Source organism: Meridianimarinicoccus zhengii (assembly GCF_003254465.1).
GTDB classification, from domain to species: domain Bacteria; phylum Pseudomonadota; class Alphaproteobacteria; order Rhodobacterales; family Rhodobacteraceae; genus Meridianimarinicoccus; species Meridianimarinicoccus zhengii.
The window spans coordinates 34,007-50,802 of the sequence record NZ_QDFI01000026.1; the positions used below are offsets into that span (position 1 = coordinate 34,007).

A 16,796-nucleotide genomic window follows, 5' to 3' on the forward strand; every position below is an offset into this window, starting at 1 on the left:
CCTCAAAGCCCTCCTACCAGCGGCCCGGCGGACAGCGACCCGATGGCCTGCGCCAGGATCGTGGCCACCACGCCATACACCGTCAGCCAGAGTCGCCGCTCCAGCCGCTCCATCACCGCCTCGATCCGGGTCAGCCGCCCGTCGATGCCCTCGAACTGCATCTGCAGCAGCCGCTCATGGGCCTCCCGCACCTGCGCCGGGCCGTAATCGAACGGCTCGTAAAGGAAGCGCGACCCGCCGGGGGCACGGCGCAGATCGCTCATGTACCCCCCTCGTCCGCCCGCGGCGGAAAGCCGAGCATCTGCCGCTTCTCGTCGTCGGTCAGGAATTCGGCCCCTGCCACGCGGCGCCACTGCGCCTCGCGCTCCACCGACAGCGCAGGCACCTTGTCGAGGTCCACCTGAACCTCCACCGCGTCCGGCCCGAACCGCGCCAGGAACGTGCCCAGCTGCGCCACGACCCGGCTTGCCAGCGGCAGCACCGTGAGCCGGTAGAACGCCCGGTTCGCCTCCTGGTAATTGGCATAGGTCGCGTCGCCGGGGATCCCCAGCAGCATGGGCGGCACCCCGAAGGCCAGCGCGATCTCCCGCGCCGCACTCTCCTTGGTCTTCTGGAACTCCATGTCCGACGGGCTGAACCCCATGGGCTTCCAGTCGAGCCCGCCTTCCAGCAGCATCGGCCGCCCGGCATTGCGCGCGCCCATGTAATTGGTGGTGATTTCGTCCACCAGCCGGTCGTACAGGTCCGCTGGCATCGTGCCGTGCTGGTCCTCGCTGCGATAGACGATGGCGCCCGAAGGCCGCGCCGCGTTGTCCAGCAGCGCCCGCGACCAGCGCGACGCCGCATTGTGCACCGCCACGGACCCTGCCGCCGCCTGCAGCGGGGCCAGTCCGTAGTGGTCGTCGGTCGGATGAAAGCTCTTGAGATGACACAGCGCCGGGGCGGTCCCTCCCATGTCGAACCGCCGCTTGCGCCCGCTCACCGCGTATTCATAGGCGGCGGGCCAGCCATCCGCACCGGGGATCACCGTCACCCGGTCCGAGCGCAGGACGTGCAACGCCAGCGGGCGCGCGTCCTCCGCCCCGCCCACGGCCTCGATATAAGCGTTGCCGGTCAGCAGAAGCTGCGCGTAAAGCGCCTCAAGCAACTCGGCCCGCCCCTGCCCCGGGTTGGGCCGCGCCAGCAGCGCCGCCACCGGGTGACAGTCATAGCGGCAGGTCGCATCCTGCACCACCAGCGGCAGCGCCGCCGCCGCCTCGGCGATCATCTTCACCGACCGAAACCCGATCGGGTTCCCGGCAAAGCCATCGCGCACAAGTGCTGCCCCATTGCGCGGGACGGCCGCGCTCCCGGCGCTTGCCGCCGCCATGGCCAGCACCGACCCCGTGACAGACTTGCGCTGCAAGGGCGCCGCCGGGGGATCGAGCGGAGCCTTGGCCGCGCGCGTTTTCAGGAAATCCAGTTTCATCGGCACATGTCCTCTCCTTCCGCCGGGGCGGTTCGCGCCTCGAGGGGCGCGGTCACGATCGTTTCCAGAATTCAGGGGCCAGGACCCCGCGCGCCAGATCGGCGCCTAGAGCTGCCGCATCCGCGGCTGGCGGAACCGCGCCGCCGGGTCAAGCACCAGGTCCTGCAACGCCCAGACCAGCGCATCGACCCGGTCGGGGCTGCCGCGCCCCTCGAAACCGCGCACCGTCATCTGGCACATCTGCTCTTCCAGTTCGGCCAGCGCCGCACGGCGGTGCTTCACCCGCCCCTGTTCATAAAGCGCGGCCACGGGTTCGGCCCGTGCGGCCTTGCCCCGGCTGGCCCGCACGGCGCGGAACGGCACCATCGGGTCCACCTGCCGGATCACGCTTTCGACAAGGTTGCCGCCCTGGTTGACCTCGGCCACCAGCCGGTCGGCGCCGTGCCGCGCCATCGCGGCCAGCGCTGCTTCGGCCCAGCCCCGGGGACTGGCCCCCTGCAAGGTCGCGTCCTCGATCACATAGGCGACCCAGTCCTGCGGCGGGCCGGACATCCGCACCCCCGCCACGACGATACCGCAACTGTCCGACGTGCCGTGCCCGCTCACCGGCGGGTCCACCGCCACGACCACGCGGTCCAGATCCGGCACACGTTCCACCTGCAACGCCTCCAGCATGGCCAGCGTCCACAGGGCACCCTCGGCATCCTCCAGCAGGATACCGTCCAACTCCTGCCTCCCCAGCCGCGTGCCGGCATAGCGCGCCCGCACCTCGGCCAGGAAACTGTCCGCGAGATAGGCGCTGTTGGCCTCGGTCGGCGCATGGGTCACCACGGTCGACCCGTTGTCGAGAATGCGTTTCAGGACGCTCACGTTGCGCGGCGTCGTCGTGACCACCTGCCGCGGCGTCTGCCCCAGCCGCAGGCCGAACTGCAGCATGTCCCAGGCGTCCTCGGCCTTCTTCCACTTGGCCAGCTCGTCCACCCAGGCCGCGTCGAATTGCGGGCCGCGCAGGCTTTCGGGTTCATGGGCGGAAAACACCTGCGCGATGGCGCCGTTGGGCCACACCAGCCGCTTGCGCGTCGCTTCCCACACCGGGCGGCGGTCGGGCGGCGAACAGGCCAGGATCCCGCTGTCGCCCATCACCATGACCTCGCGCACCTGCTCGATGGTCTCGCCCACCAGCGCCACGCGCTTGGAGCGGCCGGGTTCGAGGGGCTTCGACCCCTCCACCTCGGCGCGCACCCATTCGGCCCCGGCGCGCGTCTTTCCCGCACCGCGACCGCCCATGATGACCCATGTCCGCCAGTCGCCCTCGGGCGGCAATTGGTGATCCAGCGCCCAGAATTCGAAGATGTAAGGGAGCGCCAGAAGCGCCCCCTCCGTGAGATCATTCAGAAATGCCTCCCGCACTTCCTGCGGCGCGGAGGCAAGCAAGACGCCGCCCGATCTCAAGTCTGGCTGCGTCGAAATCGACGGCATAGTCGTTGACGATGCCGGCTTCAGATCGTGCTTTTTGTTCAAGGCGTTCCCTTTCGGCAAGGGCCGTCTGCAAGGCCTGTTTCAACTGGCCGAGAAGCTTGTTCGCCTCTCCGCCATTGCTCAGTTCGCCGACATCCAGTTCGTCGACCAACCTGTTCAGCGCGCGCGTCGCGCGATGAAACGTCTGCTGCGCCTCCGAGAACACCTCCTCGGCGCTGCCTTCACCCGGCTTCGGGTAAATCAGTGTCATGTTCGTAAACCCGCCTCTCTCGTTTCCCGTCGAGAGAGCCATGGAAAAGGCGGCCCGGGGTCGCCCCCTGCCGCCTTGCCCATGTCTTCCAGCTTGTCACAAGTTCTACTTTGGACCGTTCGCTTTGTCAATCGAAACAAGTACTTGGAACAAATCCAGTCCGTGCGCGGCGTTAGGATTCCGGTCACTTTCCGACCCCGGCACACCCCGCGACACCCTTGTTTTTCAGCACCTGCCCGGCCTTGAAACCGTTAACGCGGTCGGGCACGTCTAAGGGTCGCGCTGCGCGCGCGAGCCCCGCCCGCCGTCGGCGCGGGCCGTCGCACACTGGCGCCGCAGGGCGCAGGTACCGTCACTGATTCCGCTGCTGCTCGATCTGCCGCCAGCGCTGCACGTTGACATTGTGCTCCGCCAGCGTCTCCGCAAAGACATGGCCACCCGTGCCATCGGCCACGAAGAAAAGGAAATCCGTGTCCGCCGGGTTCAGCGCGGCCTCGATCGCCGCGCGGCCCGGATTGGCGATGGGCGTCGGCGGCAACCCCTCGATGACATAGGTGTTCCACGGCGTCGCCCGGTTCAGCTCGCTGCGCAGCAGGCCGCGCCCAAGCACACCCTGCCCCTCGGTCACGCCATAGATCACCGTGGGGTCGGTCTGCAGCCGCATCCCCTGGTTCAGCCGGTTCACGAACACGCTCGACACCCAGGGACGTTCCTCGGGCACCGCCGTTTCCTTCTCGATGATCGATGCCAGGATCAGCGCGTCATAGGCATCAGCCAGCGGCAGGTCCGGCGCGCGCGCCTGCCACAGTTCGGCCAGCTGCGCCTCCTGTGCCAGTTGCATCCGCGCCACCAGCCGGGACCGTTCCGACCCGATCGGCACGTCATAGCTTCCTGGGGCCAGCCAGCCCTCGCCCGGCAACTCGCCAAGACCCCCGGTCAGGAACGGGGCCACCCGCAAGCTTTCCCCGATCTGCCACTCGGTCACGCCCTCGGCAACGGTGACCCGCGTCCGCGCGAAACCCTGCTCGATCAGCCGCGCGACCGCGTCGGGCAACGGCTCCCCAAGCGCCAGCGTGGCAATCTGCGCGAATTCCCCCGTCGCCGGGTCCAGTTCCCGCACCCGCAACTCGGCCTCGGCCACGCCCACCAGCAGGATGATCTCGCTGCCGCAAGTGCTCGCGCCGCTGCGCGTCACCAAATCGACGATGGACTCCATTGAGCTTTCCGCCGGGATCAGGAAATTGCCCGCCTTCAGCTGCTGCGCCTTGTCGGTGTATTCCGCGCCGATCCGCAACATCGCCGGGTGCGTCACGGCCCCCCGTTCGGCCAGGTCCTCGGACACGCTGACCATCGTGGCCCCGCGCGGCACGCTCAGGCAGATCGCCTCGGCCAGCGGCCCGGGTGCGCGCCACATGTTCTGCGCCATGGCAACGGCGATGGCCGCACCGATCAGCATCACGATGAACAAGGTCAGCGCGTTCGACGCGATGGACCGCCAGACCAGCATCAGGCCGCCACCCGCCCCAGCACGAGCGACGCGTTGGTGCCCCCGAAGCCGAAGCTGTTCGACAGCGCCACGTCGATCGTCCGCGACCGCGCCGCGTTGGGCGCAAGATCAAGCCTGCTTTCGACATCTGGATTGTCGAGGTTGATGGTCGGCGGCGCCACCTGGTCGCGGATGGCGAGAATGGAAAAGATCGCCTCCACCGCGCCCGCGGCCCCCAGCAGATGCCCGATGGCGGATTTCGTGGAACTCATGGTCGCCTGCGCCGCGGCATCGCCCAGCATCCGCTCCACCGCCGCCAGCTCGATCGTGTCGGCCATGGTCGATGTGCCATGCGCGTTGATGTAATCCACCGCGGCCGGGGCAATGCCCGCCCGCTTCAGCGCCGCGCGCATGGACCGTTCCGCGCCCTCGCCCGTCTCGGACGGGGCCGTGATGTGATAGGCGTCGCCCGACATGCCATATCCCAGCACCTCGGCATGGATCGTCGCCCCGCGCGCCTTGGCGTGCTCGTACTCCTCCAGCACGACGACACCCGCACCCTCGCCCATCACGAACCCGTCGCGATCGGCGTCATAGGGGCGGCTGGCGGATTGCGGATCGTTGCCGCGCTTGGTGGACAGCGCCTTGCACGCGTTGAACCCCGCGATGCCGATTTCGCAGATCGGGCTTTCCGCCCCGCCCGCGATCATCACGTCCGCGTCGCCCCACTGGATCAGCCGCGCCGCATCGCCGATGGCGTGCGCGCCGGTGGAACAGGCCGTCACCACCGCGTGGTTCGGCCCCTTGAAGCCGTAGCGGATCGACACCTGCCCCGAGATCAGGTTGATCAGCGCACCGGGGATGAAGAAGGGCGACACCCGCCGCGGACCCCGTTCCTTCAGCAGCACGGCCGTATCCGCGATGTTGCTCAGGCCGCCGATGCCTGACCCGATCATCACGCCCGTACGTTCGAGGCTTTCGGTATCGGTGGGCGTCCAACCGGCATCCCGCACGGCCTGCTCCGCCGCCGCAAGCCCGTAAAGGATGAAATCGTCCACCTTGCGGCGTTCCTTCGGCTCCATCCAGTCGTCGGGGTTGAAGCTGCCGTCGCTGCCGTCGCCCAGCGGGATTTCACAGGCATAGGTCGTGGCCAGGTGTCCCGCGTCGAAGCGCGTGATCGTCCCCGCACCGGACTGCCCCGCAAGCAGGCGCTGCCACACCGGCTCCACGCCGCAACCCAGCGGCGTGACCATTCCCAAACCCGTGACGACTACCCGGCGCATGCGCGGCCCCCGAAATCCGTTATGTCAGTGCTCCGCCTGATAGCGCGCTCTGGCAGGTCGGGGCAAGCGCCCGCGCAGATCAACCTGTGCGGTCCTGACCAAAAGTCCATTAACCAGCATACCGATGCGCCGTCGCCGCACCCGATGCAGAGATGCTAAACCATGGGGATCAACCCCATGTTTTCATTGCACGCACGATCCCTTTCTTACCTTTGCAGGAGCCGTCTCATGACCCATCGCAGCCCGTTCGCAGCCGCCGTCGCGCTCTGTGCGGCACTCGCCCTGCCCGGCGCCGTCGGCGCCGCTTCGCTCAGCCCGCTGGACAATCTCGGGCCGGGCGCCGCCGTGCCGGGCCTTGACGAGGTGCCGGGCCTGCCCGCCACACCGGGGGCGAAGCCAGTTCTGGCCGGTCCCGCGCCCTTCAAGTTCGTGGACGATACCGGGCTCAACGCGGACCCCCTGCGCGGCGTGCTGCCGGAAAACCAGTGGGCCGTCCCGCAAGCCGCACAGAACGGTCTGATCCGGCGGCGCTAACCTGCCGGCCCGACGGCATCGCCGACGGCCACCGGTCCGGCCTGCAGCACCCGCGCGGTTCAGCCGCCATGGCCACGCATGGCATTGTAGCCGCCCGGGCCGAGCGCTTCCGCCATATGCGAACAGGGCGCGCAGGGTTTGCCGATCTCGACAACCGCACCGCCCAGCCGCAGCGCCACGCCCCGCAGCGCGATCAGGTTGATGCCCGACACCACGATGTTGCGCCGCAGGATCGCGGGGTCGATCTCGTCCTGCCCGATCAGCGCCGCGATCACCGGCAAATGCTCCGCCTGGATCAGCGTGACAGCGCGCCCGTTGGCGCGGCTGTGCCGGTCGCCGTCCAGCCCGGTCAGCGTGATGTCCGCCCGTGCAACGGATGCCACCGGCCCGCGCCGCGCCGCGCGCAGGCCGATCCAGTCCACCCGGCCCGCCTGCGCATGGGTCGCCATCAAGGTTGCAAGATCCGTCAGGGCGCCAGTTCCTCGACGATCACGAGTTCGCGCTCGCACGCGCCGCGCGCATGTTCCATCGCCCGCTGGTAGATGTCGGAATTGTAGCAGGCCACTGCCGTCTCCATGTCCGCGAAACGCGCCACCACGTTGCGGGGGCGTTCGGGGCCTTCCATCTGCCGGAACGCCCCGCCCCGTACCAGGAACACCCCGCCATGAGCGCCGATGGCTTCCGTCGCCAGCGTCGCATAGCGGCCATAGCGCTCCGGGTCCGTGACGGTGACGTGGGAAATCCACAGCACGCTCATGCCGCGGCCCCGCCGATCAGCGCCTCCACGGCCGCGATGGCCGCATCGGCATTCTCCGCCGACGGGCTTCCCGCCTGCGCCATGTCCGCCCGGCCGCCACCGCCCTTTCCGCCCATCGCTTCCGCCGCGGCGCGCACCATCTCCACCGCGGACAGACGCCCGGTCAGGTCCGCCGTGACGCCCGCGGCGATGGCCGCCTTGCCACCCGTGTCTGCCACCAGCAGAACCGCCCCGGACCCGAGCCTGTCCTTGTGCGCATCCACCAGCGCGGGCAGATCCTTGCCGGTCACGCCCGACAGCACCTGCGCGATCAGCTTCACGCCGCCCACATCGCGCGCAGCTGCCCCGTCCGCGCCGCCGCCGCCCATGGCCAGCTGCCGCCGCAGATCCGCCAGTTCGGCCTGCAATGCGCGCCGTTCGTCCAGCAGCGCGCGCACCCGGTCCGGCACATCCGCCGCCTGCGCCTTCAGCGCCGTGGCAGTCTCCGCAAGCCGCCGATCCTGTGCCGCGAGGTAATCGAACGCCGCCGCCCCGGTTAGCGCCTCGATCCGCCGCACACCCGAGGACGACGCGCTGTCGCCCAGCGTCACGAACATGCCGATATCGCCGGTCTGGCGCACATGGGTGCCGCCGCACAGTTCGATCGAATAGGTCGCGCCGTCCGCGCCCTTGCCCGACTCGTCCTGCCGACCCATGGACACCACGCGCACCTCATCGCCGTATTTCTCGCCGAAGAGTGCCTGCGCACCCAGATCGCGCGCCGCATCGGGCGTCATGATCCGCGTCTCGACCGGGGCGTTCTGGCGGATATAGGCGTTCACCTCGGCCTCGACCCGCGCGAGTTCGTCCATGCTCAGCGCCTTGGCATGGCTGAAATCGAACCGCAGCCGGTCGGGCGCGTTCAGCGATCCTCGCTGCGCGACATGGTCGCCCAGTGCGTGGCGCAGCGCCTCGTGCAGCAGGTGGGTCGCCGAATGGTTGGCGCGGATCAGCGTGCGGCGGTCGCCATCGACCTCCAGAACGGCACCCTGCCCGGGCGTGATCTCGCCCTCGGTCACCTCGGCCATGTGCAGGAACACGCCGTTGATCTTCTTCGTGTCCGTGATCCGCGCGGCCCCGGTGCCGGTCCGCAGGGTGCCGGTATCGCCGACCTGCCCACCGGATTCGGCATAGAACGGGGTCTGGTTCACCACCACGGCCACGCTGTCGCCCGCGCGGGCCACGTCCTGCGCCGCCCCGTCGCGCACGAGCGCGCGGATCTCGCCCTCGGCCCGCTCGGTATCATAGCCAAGGAATTCGGTCGCGCCATGGGTCTCGGCCAGATCGAACCAGATCGCGGCCTCCGCCGTTTCGCCCGACCCGGCCCATGCCGCCCGCGCCTGCGCCTTCTGCGCGGCCATTGCCGCGTTGAACCCGGCGATATCCACCGCCCGGCCCATCTCGCGCAGCGCATCCTGCGTCAGGTCAAGCGGGAACCCGAACGTGTCGTACAGCTTGAACGCCGTCTCGCCCGGCAGGTCGCTGCCATCGGGCAGCTTGTCCAGCTCGTCGGACAGCAACCGCAGACCCCGGTCGAGCGCCTGGCGGAACCGCGTCTCCTCCAATTGCAGCGTTTCCGCGATCAGCCCCTGCGCGCGGCCCAGCTCCGGATAGGCCTGCCCCATCTGGCCAACCAGCGCGGGCACCAGCCGGTGCATCAACGGATCCTCCGCCCCCAGGAGATGCGCGTGCCGCATGGCGCGCCGCATGATCCGGCGCAGCACGTAGCCGCGCCCCTCGTTGCTGGGCAGCACCCCGTCCGCGATCAGGAACGATGTCGACCGCAGGTGATCCGCGATCACCCTGTGGTGCACGCGCCCCGGCCCGTCGGGATCGGCGCTGGTGGCGTTGGCCGACGCCTCGATCAGCGCGCGAAAGAGATCCGTGTCGTAATTGTCGTGCTTGCCCTGCAACAACGCCCCGATCCGCTCCAGCCCCATGCCGGTGTCGATGGACGGGTTCGGCAGGTTCTCGCGGCGGCCATCGGCGAAATCCTCGAACTGCATGAAGACGAGGTTCCAGATCTCGATGAACCGGTCGCCGTCTTCCTCGGGGCTTCCGGGCGGGCCGCCCCAGATATGGTCGCCATGGTCATAGAAGATCTCCGTGCACGGCCCGCACGGGCCCGTCGCACCGGCCGACCAGAAATTGTCGTCGGTGGGGATCCGGATGATCCGGTCATCCGGCAGGCCCGCCACCTTCTTCCAGATCGCCACGGCCTCGTCATCGGTGTGATAGACGGTGACCAGCAGCTTCGACGCGTCGATGCCGAAATCCTTCGTCAGCAGGTTCCATGCATAGGGGATCGCCTCGTCCTTGAAATAGTCACCGAAGCTGAAATTCCCCAGCATTTCAAAGAACGTGTGGTGCCGCGCCGTGTAACCCACATTGTCCAGATCGTTGTGCTTGCCGCCCGCGCGCACGCATTTCTGCGCCGTTGCGGCGCGGGTGTAATCCCGATGCTCGACCCCGGTGAAGACGTTCTTGAACTGCACCATGCCCGCGGCGGTGAACATCAGCGTCGGGTCGTTGCGCGGCACGAGCGGCGAGCTGTCCACCACCGCATGCCCGTTGCGGCCAAAATAATCGAGAAAGGTCCGGCGGATATCGTTCAGGCTGGCCATGGGTCCGTCTTTCGGTTGCGCGGCTTTCGCGCGGTGTAGCGGGCGTGCGAGCGGGTGTCCAGAATGGCCCCGCGGCGGACATGCGGACGCCCCGGCCTGTCGGTCGGGGCGTGCATGGCGATCGGGTGGTGCCGGGCGGTCAGCCGCCGACCAGGATGCGCGGCGCTAGCCGTCGACCACATCATCCTCCTGCGCGCCGGGCAGCAGGTCGAAATCCAGCCCGTGAGCCGCGCGGATCTTGTCCTCGATCTCCAGCGCCACGCGGGTGTTGGTCTTGAGATAGGTCTTCGCGTTCTCGCGCCCCTGCCCGATGCGTTCGTCACCATACGAAAACCACGACCCGGATTTTTCCACGACCCCGGCCTTCACGCCGAGGTCCAGCAACTCCCCGGTCTTGGAAATCCCCTCGCCGTACATGATGTCGAATTCGACCTGCTTGAACGGCGGGGCTACCTTGTTCTTGACGATCTTCACGCGGGTGGCGTTGCCCACGACCTCGTCGCGATCCTTCACCGCGCCGATGCGGCGGATGTCGAGCCGCACGGAGGCGTAGAACTTCAACGCGTTGCCCCCCGACGTCGTCTCGGGGCTGCCGAACATCACGCCGATCTTCATGCGGATCTGGTTGATGAAGATCACCATGCAGTTGCTGCGACTAATGGAGGCCGTCAGCTTGCGCATCGCCTGGCTCATCAGGCGGGCCTGCGCGCCGACCTGGTGTTCGCCCATGTCGCCTTCCAGCTCGGCCTTGGGTGTCAGCGCCGCGACGCTGTCCACCACGACCAGGCTGACAGCGCCGGACCGCACCAGCGTGTCGGTGATCTCCAGCGCCTGTTCGCCCGTGTCCGGCTGGCTGATCAGCAGTTCCTGGATATCCACGCCGAGCTTGCGGGCGTATTGCGGGTCGAGCGCGTGTTCCGCATCGACGAAGGCGCACACGCCGCCCTTCTTCTGCTCCTCGGCCACGCAATGCAGCGTCAGCGTGGTCTTGCCCGACGATTCGGGGCCGTAGATCTCGATGATGCGGCCCTTGGGCAACCCGCCGATTCCCAGCGCGATGTCGAGTCCGAGCGAGCCTGTCGAGGTCGACTCGATCTCCGTCACCGCGTTCTGGCCGAGCTTCATGATCGAGCCCTTGCCGAATTGCCGTTCGATCTGCGCGAGCGCCGAGTCGAGCGCCTTTTGCTTGTCCATGCTGCGTGATCCGCCGAGGTCGAGAAGGTTGGCCGTGCTCATCGTTCCTGTTCCTTGTTGCACACCCGCGGCGGGGTCACAATGCCGCCGGATGTTCCGCTCTTGTTCTGTTTCATGTATGGCACGAAACAGGAACAAATCAATGAAAATCCTCGGAACAGGCTGCGCCGCAGGTCGTTAAGGAACGGTTACCGGGCCCATATGACCGCCCCGCGCGACCCCGGTTCCGGCGCGCGGACACGATGCGCCGCGATGCGGGCCCGGCACCGGACCGGTGCGAGGCGGGCGGTCGCGTGTCAGTGCAACTGGCGCTGCACGGTTTCGGTGAGATCGCGCAACGAGAAGGGTTTGGGCAGGAAGACGGAATTCGGGATGCGCGCCTGCTGGTCGCTCAGGGCGTCCTCGGCATAGCCCGACACGAACACGACACGGGTGCCGGGCCGGGTCTTGAGCGCCTCGCGCACCCAGCTTGGCCCGTCCATGCCCGGCATCACGACATCGGTGACGAAGACATCCACCTGCAGCGCGCGGTCCTCGAGCCGTTCAAGCGCCTCCTCGGCGTTCTCCGCCTCGATGACAGTATAGCCGCGCAGCCGCAGCGCGCGCGACGCGAAGGCGCGCACGGGCGCTTCGTCCTCGACCAGCATGACCACGCCCTCACCCTTGGTCACGACATGCGCCGGTGCCGTCACCCGCGGCTCCGGGGTGCGCGCCGCGGCTTCGGACGCCGGGAAGTACAGGGTGAATGCCGTGCCCTGCCCCGGGCGGCTGTCGGCGAAGATGAACCCGCCGGTCTGCTTGACGATGCCATAGGCGGTCGACAGGCCCAGCCCGGTGCCCTCGCCGGTCTTCTTGGTGGTGAAGAAGGGTTCGAATATCTTCTGAAGGTTTTCCTGCGCGATGCCCACGCCCGTGTCGCGCACCCGCACCACGGCATAGTCGCCGGGCGGAATGGCGGCGCGGTTGCGCCGCATCTCGGCGTTCAGGGTCACCGCTGCGGTTTCCACCGTGATCTCCCCGCCATCGGGCATCGCGTCCCGCGCGTTGACCACGAGGTTCATGATGACCTGTTCGAGTTGGCGCTTGTCCACCCGGATAGGCGGCACCGCGTCGTCATGGTTCAGCCGCAGCCGCACGGTTTCGCCGACCAGACGGCTCAGCAGATGGGTCAGTTCCGACATCGCCTCGGACAGGTCCACGACCTCCGGGCTCAACGTCTGCTTGCGCGAGAAGGCCAGCAGCTGACCCACGAGGCTCGCGGCGCGATTCGCGTTCTGGTTGATCTGCACAAGGTCGCCATAGGCCGGGTCGCCCTCGTCATGGCGCAGCAGCAACAGGTCGCAATGGCCCGAGATGGCGGTCAGCAGGTTGTTGAAATCATGGGCGACGCCGCCGGCCAACTGGCCGATCGCCTGCATCTTCTGGCTCTGGACGAACTGCGCCTCCAGCGTCTTGAGCTCGGTGGCGTCGGTCAGCACCGCAAGCAGAAGCGGCTCCCCGTTCTCTTCGACCGGCTTGAGCGAGACCTGCACGAAGCGGTCCCCGCCATCGCCCCGTACCTGCAGGAATTCCGACCGCGACGGCGAAAGACTGGCATGGGCATCCTGCAGCCAGTCGGTCAGCGGGCGGCCCAGACCCGACAGCCCGTCCGACAACCACGACCCGGGCGGCAGGTCCCGGCCCAGCAATTCGCGCGCACCGGCGTTGCAGGCCCGCACCGCCCCGTCGACGGCGACCTTGACCATGGGCACCGGCAGCGTGTCGAACAAGGCCCGCGCATCGGGCGCGCCCCCGATATCGGGGGGCAGGAAATAGACCTCGCGGCACGGATCGGCCGGCTCCGGTTCGGGCACATAGAGCCGCAGCGCCACGGTGCCCGCGGCCGTGGCGACACGGCACAGATCGCCGCTGCGCCAGCCGGACCGCCCCGCGATCTGGTCGAACCGGTCCGGCGCGTCCCCGCCTAGGCACTGGCGCATCGCGTCGTTCGACGCCATCACCCGCCCGTCGGGCTGGACCACGACCATCGGCAGGCCGATATCGCCCGTGCCCACCACCGCGTCCCGCGCCGTCAGGCTTTCGGCGCGCCACAGCACTAGGTCGCCGGGACCGCGCAGCGCCGACACCCGGACCAGCCCGCGCCGCGTCGCGCGTTCGGCGCAGGCATGCCCCCTGCGCGCGACCTCGTCGAGCAGCCGGGCCACCGTCTGCCCCGGCGTGGCGAAGAACCCGCCGAACCCCTGCGCGACGGGGCCGCCGGTCGCAAGGCCGAGTACACGCCCCGCGGCATCGTTCACCAGAACGACCCGCCCCGACGCATCGCTCAGCGCGGCCGGCGCGGCATCGTTGTCCACCAGCGCACGGACGGCCTCCACCGCGCTGCGGCGGCGCCACCACTGCAAGGCCCGCCAGCCCAGAACGACCAGCGCCACCCCCGCCAGCCCCGTCCCCGCCGCCACGAGCGTGACCTGCAACCCGAGCGGCGCGGACCACGCGCCCGCAAGCACAAGACCGAGCCCGACCAGACCAAGCGGCAACTCGCTGCGCGCCAGCCTTGCGGCGGGGGGCTGTCGGCGGATATCGGCGATCTGCACCATGGGGTCTCCCGTGATCGACACGGCCCAGATAACGACCGTGGGGTTAACCACGGATTAAGCCCGATCCCCCGGCCGGGCAATCACCAGTTTTCAATCACAGGTGGAATATTCAGACCTGCGGCGCCGCTGCCGCGCCCGTCCCGGTCCGGCGCGGGGCCGGTCAGCCGGGTACAGCCCCCGCTGCCAGGATCGCGGCGAAAAACCCGTCGCCGCCATCTGCAGGCAGCCATTGCCGCCTGCGCAGGCAGCGCCAGTCGGGATGGGCCGCAAGGAACCGCGCGACCGTGCCGGCATTTTCCTCCTCGATGAACGAGCAGGTAACATGGACCAGATGCCCGCCGGGGCGCACATGCCGCACCGCTTGCCCGAGGATCTCGTCCTGAAGCGCGCACAGCTCCGCCAGCCGCGCCGGTGTCAGCGCCCATTTGCCCGCCGGATCGCGCCGCCACGACCCGCTGCCGGAACAGGGCGCGTCGACCAGCACGGTGTCGAAGGGCGGCTCCGCCCCAAGCGCCGCCGTGTCGCGCAGCATGACATCGAGGCCCGCCCGCGCCGCGCGTGCCGGCAGATCGGCCATCCGCCGCGGCTGCGCGTCATGGGCGACGAAAACGCCTGGTACCCGCGCCCCGATGGCCAGCGTCTTGCCGCCGCCACCCGCGCAATAATCCAGCAGCCGCCCGCCCGGTTTCAGCGGCACCATGTCCGCCACGGCCTGCGACGCCGCGTCCTGGAACTCCACCGTGCCATCCAGCACGCGCGGATCGCTGCGCAGCCGCCGCCCATCGCCCCTGATTTCCAGCGCCGTGGGCGACAGCGGATGCGGCACGCAGGCAAAGCCCGCCGCGCCCAGCGCCGCCGCGACACTGTCCCGGTCGGCCCGCGCGGCATTGACGCGCAGATGCACCGGCGCGCGGTGGCGCAGGGCGTCGAGCGACGCCCGCGCATCATCCGCGCCCAGGTCATCGCAGAGCAGGGGCCACAGCCAGTCTGGGCAATCCAGCGCCTCCGCCCCGTCCATCGGGGCGCGGCCCGCCGCCACTTCCTCCGGGCTCAAGGGGTCGGGGCCGTGGCGCGATCCGTCGAACAGCGCCGCAGCGTCCTGCCCCTGTGCCCGCGCCCAGCCGATCATCAGGCCGCGCCCGGTCTCGGTCCCGCCAAGCGCCGCAAGCGACCGGCGCTGGCGCAGCGCGTCATAGACGAGATCCCGCACCGCAGCGCGATCCCCCGACCCGGCATAGCGGTTCGCCCGGCCCCAGCCGGTCAGAAGCTTCTCCGGCGGTCCCCCCGCAAGAATATCGTCGAGCAGCCCGATGGCGGCCGCCACCCGCGCCGCCGGGGTCACGGGGCACCCAGGGGCAAAGGGGCGGATGGGGGTGGGACAGGTCGGGAAACGGGATATGCCATGGCGCGGGCTTACCCCAGCCCGGCGCGGGCGAAAAGACCGCCCGCGTCGCCGCGACCGTCACGAGGCGCCGGGATCGGCCGCGCGGCCGCCGGAAGACCGCACCGGCACGGCACGCGGCCGCGGCCACCGGGGCCAATGGCGCGACTCCCGGCAACCCCCGGTTGCCAAAGCGAAAAAATGCGTCGTCCCGTCGGAGCCGGACAGGGCTTGTCACATTTACTTCATACATTCTTAACAAACGCGTTACGTAGCGTCGCCATGGCGGGGACGTGTCTGCCAAACCGGAGTGAACCATGCCCAAGACCCTGCCGCTGCGCACGATCCTGTCCACGACGGCGCTCGCCGCGCTGTCCATTGCCGCCCTGCCCGCCCAGGCCGCCTGCGTCGATGACGGAACGACCCTCACCTGCACCGGCCCCGGCAATGCCGCGATCGTCGACGCCACGGACGGCCAGAACTTCGCGATCGAACCCGGCGCCGCCGTGGGCCCGCTCGCGGGGATCGCGCTGACCCTGTCGGGCGATGACCAGAGCGTCCTGAACGAAGGCCTGATCGAAAGCCTCGACGACGAGGCGGTGCGCACTACCGGCGCACGCCTGACCTTCGACAACGCCGGCGACGTCCGCGCCACCGAAGACCGGGGCATCCGGCTTCAGGCGGGCGCGAACGACAGCACGATCATCAACCGCGCGGGGGCCACGATCCTCTCCCAGGACCAGGCGATCCGTGCCGACAACGGCGACGACATCCGCAACCTGCGGGTCGAGAACGCCGGAACGATCACGGCCACCGACGGCCGCGCGATCCAGTCCCGCGGCGCGGGCACGACCGTCGTCAACACCGGCCTGATCGAAGGCGGCGAAGAGGTCATCGAGGCGCGCATCGACTTCACGCTGGAAAACCGCGGCACCATCCGCATCATCGACCCGACCATCGCCGACGAGGACGGGGTGCAGTTCGCCTCGGGCCGGGTGGACAACTACGGCCTGATCCAGGGGACCGATGACGGCATCGACGTGGACGAGGGCACCATCGTCAACCACGCCGGCGGCGTCATCCGCGCCCAGCCCGCCCCGGGCGAAGGCGGCGGCAACGGCATCGACGCCGACGAACTGCTGCAGGACGACATCCTCGGCGATCTGCCCGTGGGCGTGCTGCGGATCGAGAATGCTGGACTGATCGAGGGGCCGAAGGCCATCGCCGTGGCCGAGGGGCGCCCCGCCGCCATCGATGTGGTGAATTCCGGCACCCTGCGCGGCACGTCGGGCACGGCCATCGAATTCGATCCGGGCATGGACGCGAGCACGCTGGAGATCTTCGACCACTCCATGATCTTCGGCTCGGTTCTGATGACCGACAACGATGACACGGTGACCGTGGGCGCGCTGTCGTCGGGCCAGTTCACCGACGCGTTCTTCGACGGGCGCGGGGGCGACGACACCGTGCTGCTCGACGGCTACGGGCTTGCAGACATCACGCGCTTCGTCGTGTCGGGCGACAGCGCAAGGCTGACGCTGGCCACGCTGGCCGGCAACGTGACGGGCGAGTTCCGCAATTTCGAGTTCTGGAATGTCGGCGGCACGGCGCTCAGCACGGCCGATCTCGCGGCCGTGGCGCCGGTGCCGCTGCCCGCCGGGCTGCCGCTACTGGGCGCGGGGCTGGCCGGGCTCTGGGCGCTGC

General features: G+C 69.1%; 14 protein-coding genes. 2 read left to right on the forward strand and 12 right to left on the reverse strand.

Annotated features, from left to right (window positions below):
• Positions 1–2: 2 nt before the first annotated feature.
• The 6 genes from DDE13_RS10305 to fabF form a co-directional block, all read right to left on the reverse strand.
• A complete protein-coding gene (locus DDE13_RS10305; protein WP_111404000.1) occupies positions 3–263 on the reverse strand; it encodes a GTA head formation protein, RCAP_rcc01685 family in 261 nt (86 codons plus the stop codon).
• Positions 260–1,468: a phage portal protein gene (locus tag DDE13_RS10310; RefSeq protein ID WP_111404001.1), complete on the reverse strand. Its 1,209-nt coding sequence runs from the start codon at positions 1,466–1,468 to the stop codon at positions 260–262. Before DDE13_RS10310 ends, DDE13_RS10305 begins: the two co-directional genes overlap by 4 nt.
• A 105-nt stretch (positions 1,469–1,573) precedes the next feature.
• Entirely contained in the window at positions 1,574–2,947 is a 1,374-nt protein-coding gene (locus tag DDE13_RS10315) for a DNA-packaging protein (protein ID WP_111404002.1), read from the reverse strand.
• Positions 2,856–3,197: a hypothetical protein gene (locus tag DDE13_RS22825; RefSeq protein ID WP_162630942.1), complete on the reverse strand. Its 342-nt coding sequence runs from the start codon at positions 3,195–3,197 to the stop codon at positions 2,856–2,858. Before DDE13_RS22825 ends, DDE13_RS10315 begins: the two co-directional genes overlap by 92 nt.
• Positions 3,198–3,549: 352 nt before the next feature.
• The gene (mltG, locus tag DDE13_RS10320) at positions 3,550–4,704 is read right to left on the reverse strand and encodes an endolytic transglycosylase MltG (protein WP_111404003.1); all 1,155 of its coding nucleotides are present in this window, start codon (positions 4,702–4,704) and stop codon (positions 3,550–3,552) included.
• Positions 4,704–5,966: a beta-ketoacyl-ACP synthase II gene (gene fabF, locus DDE13_RS10325; RefSeq protein ID WP_111404004.1), complete on the reverse strand. Its 1,263-nt coding sequence runs from the start codon at positions 5,964–5,966 to the stop codon at positions 4,704–4,706. Before fabF ends, mltG begins: the two co-directional genes overlap by 1 nt.
• 228 nt (positions 5,967–6,194) lie before the next feature.
• On the opposite strand from fabF, the gene DDE13_RS10330 reads away from it, so the two are divergent.
• Positions 6,195–6,500, forward strand: a complete 306-nt coding sequence (locus DDE13_RS10330; RefSeq protein WP_111404005.1) for a hypothetical protein — start codon at positions 6,195–6,197, stop codon at positions 6,498–6,500.
• Positions 6,501–6,559: 59 nt separating this feature from the next.
• Here DDE13_RS10330 and DDE13_RS10335 read toward each other — a convergent pair whose 3' ends face one another.
• The 6 genes from DDE13_RS10335 to DDE13_RS10360 all read right to left on the reverse strand — a co-directional run bounded on the left by DDE13_RS10335 (position 6,560) and on the right by DDE13_RS10360 (position 15,053).
• Positions 6,560–6,949, reverse strand: a complete 390-nt coding sequence (locus DDE13_RS10335) for an MOSC domain-containing protein (RefSeq protein ID WP_111404006.1) — start codon at positions 6,947–6,949, stop codon at positions 6,560–6,562.
• 17 nt (positions 6,950–6,966) lie between these two features.
• On the reverse strand, positions 6,967–7,257 hold the full coding sequence (locus DDE13_RS10340) for a DUF1330 domain-containing protein (RefSeq protein ID WP_111404007.1): 291 nt from the start codon (positions 7,255–7,257) through the stop codon (positions 6,967–6,969).
• The gene (gene alaS / locus DDE13_RS10345) at positions 7,254–9,920 is read right to left on the reverse strand and encodes an alanine--tRNA ligase (RefSeq protein ID WP_111404008.1); all 2,667 of its coding nucleotides are present in this window, start codon (positions 9,918–9,920) and stop codon (positions 7,254–7,256) included. The genes DDE13_RS10340 and alaS overlap by 4 nt, the downstream gene beginning before the upstream one ends.
• Before the next feature lie 165 nt (positions 9,921–10,085).
• Positions 10,086–11,156 (reverse strand): recombinase RecA, encoded by a 1,071-nt coding sequence (gene recA / locus DDE13_RS10350; protein WP_111404009.1) that lies wholly within the window; start codon positions 11,154–11,156, stop codon positions 10,086–10,088.
• A gap of 254 nt (positions 11,157–11,410) precedes the next feature.
• A complete protein-coding gene (locus DDE13_RS10355; protein ID WP_111404010.1) occupies positions 11,411–13,711 on the reverse strand; it encodes an ATP-binding protein in 2,301 nt (766 codons plus the stop codon).
• 160 nt (positions 13,712–13,871) lie between these two features.
• Positions 13,872–15,053 carry an RsmB/NOP family class I SAM-dependent RNA methyltransferase gene (locus DDE13_RS10360; RefSeq protein ID WP_111404011.1) on the reverse strand — a complete coding sequence of 394 codons (1,182 nt, stop codon included), beginning with the start codon at positions 15,051–15,053 and terminating at the stop codon, positions 13,872–13,874.
• Between the two features lie 356 nt (positions 15,054–15,409).
• Here DDE13_RS10360 and DDE13_RS10365 point away from each other — a divergent pair.
• Positions 15,410–16,796: VPLPA-CTERM sorting domain-containing protein (locus DDE13_RS10365; protein WP_111404012.1), on the forward strand; the 1,387-nt coding region annotated here is incomplete at its 3' end.

Coding starts and splice junctions, on each gene's coding strand:
- recA (WP_111404009.1), bottom strand. CDS start 11,156: ATGAGCACGGCCAACCTTCTCGACCTCGGCGGATCACGCAGCATGGAC.
- DDE13_RS10355 (WP_111404010.1), bottom strand. CDS start 13,711: ATGGTGCAGATCGCCGATATCCGCCGACAGCCCCCCGCCGCAAGGCTG.
- alaS (WP_111404008.1), bottom strand. CDS start 9,920: ATGGCCAGCCTGAACGATATCCGCCGGACCTTTCTCGATTATTTTGGC.
- DDE13_RS10305 (WP_111404000.1), bottom strand. CDS start 263: ATGAGCGATCTGCGCCGTGCCCCCGGCGGGTCGCGCTTCCTTTACGAG.
- DDE13_RS10315 (WP_111404002.1), bottom strand. CDS start 2,947: ATGCCGTCGATTTCGACGCAGCCAGACTTGAGATCGGGCGGCGTCTTG.
- mltG (WP_111404003.1), bottom strand. CDS start 4,704: ATGCTGGTCTGGCGGTCCATCGCGTCGAACGCGCTGACCTTGTTCATC.
- DDE13_RS22825 (WP_162630942.1), bottom strand. CDS start 3,197: ATGACACTGATTTACCCGAAGCCGGGTGAAGGCAGCGCCGAGGAGGTG.
- DDE13_RS10340 (WP_111404007.1), bottom strand. CDS start 7,257: ATGAGCGTGCTGTGGATTTCCCACGTCACCGTCACGGACCCGGAGCGC.
- DDE13_RS10335 (WP_111404006.1), bottom strand. CDS start 6,949: ATGGCGACCCATGCGCAGGCGGGCCGGGTGGACTGGATCGGCCTGCGC.
- DDE13_RS10330 (WP_111404005.1), top strand. CDS start 6,195: ATGACCCATCGCAGCCCGTTCGCAGCCGCCGTCGCGCTCTGTGCGGCA.
- DDE13_RS10310 (WP_111404001.1), bottom strand. CDS start 1,468: ATGAAACTGGATTTCCTGAAAACGCGCGCGGCCAAGGCTCCGCTCGAT.
- fabF (WP_111404004.1), bottom strand. CDS start 5,966: ATGCGCCGGGTAGTCGTCACGGGTTTGGGAATGGTCACGCCGCTGGGT.